The sequence below is a fragment of the Rhodoferax sp. RT5P35 genome (assembly GCF_056521385.1).
On sequence record NZ_JBWMAX010000038.1, the window covers coordinates 1 to 2,246 of the forward strand.

2 protein-coding genes are annotated in these 2,246 nt (G+C 58.9%); both read right to left on the reverse strand.

Going from position 1 to position 2,246, the window contains the following annotated elements:
- Positions 1-319: RloB family protein (locus AC097L_RS23245; protein ID WP_479589112.1), on the reverse strand; the 319-nt coding region annotated here is incomplete at its 3' end.
- Positions 319-1,590 carry an AAA family ATPase gene (locus tag AC097L_RS23250; RefSeq protein WP_479589113.1) on the reverse strand — a complete coding sequence of 424 codons (1,272 nt, stop codon included), beginning with the start codon at positions 1,588-1,590 and terminating at the stop codon, positions 319-321. The genes AC097L_RS23250 and AC097L_RS23245, both read right to left, overlap by 1 nt.
- Positions 1,591-2,246 lie beyond the last annotated feature (656 nt).

Consider the following 2,246-nt stretch of genomic DNA (forward strand, 5'->3'; position numbering starts at 1 on the left):
AGCTATCGTGGTCGTCGCGGTCAAACACGGCATAGACCTGGTCGAAGCTCTTGGCGCGAATGCCTTTGCGTAGATCACCTTCTTCAAACAGTTGCTGGGCGTAGCGCACCACCTGGATGGGCGCGGTGCCCAGTTGACCCGGCTGTACTTCCACATTGGCGGAATGCAGATGGTGCGCAGCGCGGATCTCTTCCAGATACAGCGGCTCGGTTTTGCTGCCCTCGGTCACGACCAGGATGCGGGCGTAACTGGCACGTTGCGCCTCCTTGCCCGTCTTGCGACGCAACTGCCGGTCTTTGGCCTGGTTGGCGCGCCCCATCAGAGCGTCACCCCCAAAGCCTGGTTGCGCAGGAGCGGCAGCGCGCCGTAGCGCCCTTGCAGATAGCCGCGCTCCAGCGCTTCATTCTTGCGCGGGCTGAAGTCCAGCAGCGGGTACAGCGACGAGCTTTGGTCCGGGCGCTTTTCCACAAACCAGACCTGGTCGCGCCGGAACAGGCCGTAGGCATCGAGCAGCGAGGTGTCGTGCGTAGTAAAGACGAGCTGTGCGCCGCCGGTATTGGCTTCAGGCCGGTGAAACAAGCGCACCAAAGCCTGCACCAGCAGCGTGTGCAGGCTGGTGTCGAGCTCGTCCACCGCCAGCGTCAGCCCCTTGTTCAGGATGTCCAGGATCGGCCCGGTGAGGAACAACAGGTTGCGGGTGCCACTGGATTCGTCTGCCAGGTCAAAGACCGCCTTGCCCTGCTCGGTGGCGTGGTGAAACTTCACTTCCTCCACCGCCTGCTCACCGGCTGTCTCCTCGCGTTTGCCGGTAGCCAGATCGAAATTGATGGTGTGCACCATGGCCTGCTGGGTGGCCACTTCAATGTCGGCAATGCTGGTGTCCGCCGCCTGCAGAAACGCGCAAATCGCTTTGCGCTGTGCCTCGTGCTTGAGCATTTGCACTGAAAACTGCGGCGACAAAGGCGTTTGCTCGTTGAAGATCACAAGCCGGTTGGCGAACCAGTCAAACACCGGGCGCATCGCCTCGCTGTTGAGCTGCACGGCCACCGACAGGAACAAGGCATTCGGCCGGGTTGCACCCTCCCACAGGTTCTTGGCGCCCTTCAGGCCCGAGCCAAACTCGTACACATCCTTGCCGCTCTCGGCATCGAAGTGGCGCTCAAACCAGCGTTGCGGCTTGAACGCCTTGTAGACCAAAAGTTGCTCACTCACGATGCGTTGCGTATCCATGGCAAACCCGTACTGGTAGCGCACACTGCCCAGGACAAAGGTGACTTCGAACGCGGTGGGCTGGCTGCCCGATGTGGCATCCAGCTTGAAGGGCTGGAGCCGGTCAAAAGCCTGCCCCGGCTGCAGCGCCGCCGACTGCAGCACCACACCACGCATGAATTGCAGCGCCTTGACGAGGTTGGACTTGCCACTGGCGTTGGCACCGTACACCACCGCGCTCTTGAGTACATGCGGCGCCGCCTTCAGCCCGGTAGCCAAGGCATGGGTGTCCAGCAAGGTCTTGTCCGTGGACGCCACCAGACTAAGCACCTGCTCGTCGCGCAGGCTGCGGAAGTTCTTGGTGCGGAACTCGACTAGCATTGTGTTTATCCAGGTGGGAGTAAAAATATTCTGAAATTATGATCCATTGAAGCAAATAGTTAATTTATTTCTACTTACTTGGGGTTTTTGATGGGGAAAAGGAGATGGGGGCAGCAGACGAAGAGGCCTTGGGGCATGAGAGGAGTCGAATCCTGGGCTTGGATAAGAAATTAGCCTCCATTGCTTATTCCATCGGCGTGACAAGCTACTTTAAATATAGCAACTGGTTGCGCCCGCTTTGATGGGAGTTGGCCTTACGCGTCGCTTGCTAGAGCTTGTGTTTTGTGCTTCACAGTGCAACATGACTCCCTGCGCCTAGTTGCGGTGTACGACTACGCTTAGGCAGGTAGAGCTGAATGTCGGCCCCGCATTAGATTTTTCTGGATGCCTAAGTGAACGTAAGCTTCGCCGCGAGAGCGGAGATCGGCGGCACCCCGGCCAACGTTCGAAGGAAAGCCGAGAGCGAACACGAACGAGGTTTAGCGAGCTTTGCTTGCCTGCGCAGTCGCTTCAGAACTGCACAGTACGATTGTATTTATGACGCACACAATCACCATGGCCTTCCTCCTGCAAGCTGCGAAGCTGCTGACCACGAACGCAGACGAAGGCGGCGGCGGTCTCTCGGGTGGCCAAGCTGTTGAGCTAACGGTCGCGTA

What these genes read in the sequence shown, in the direction of transcription:
- AC097L_RS23250 (WP_479589113.1), bottom strand. Translation starts at nt 1,590, where the DNA reads ATGCTAGTCGAGTTCCGCACCAAGAACTTCCGCAGCCTGCGCGACGAG.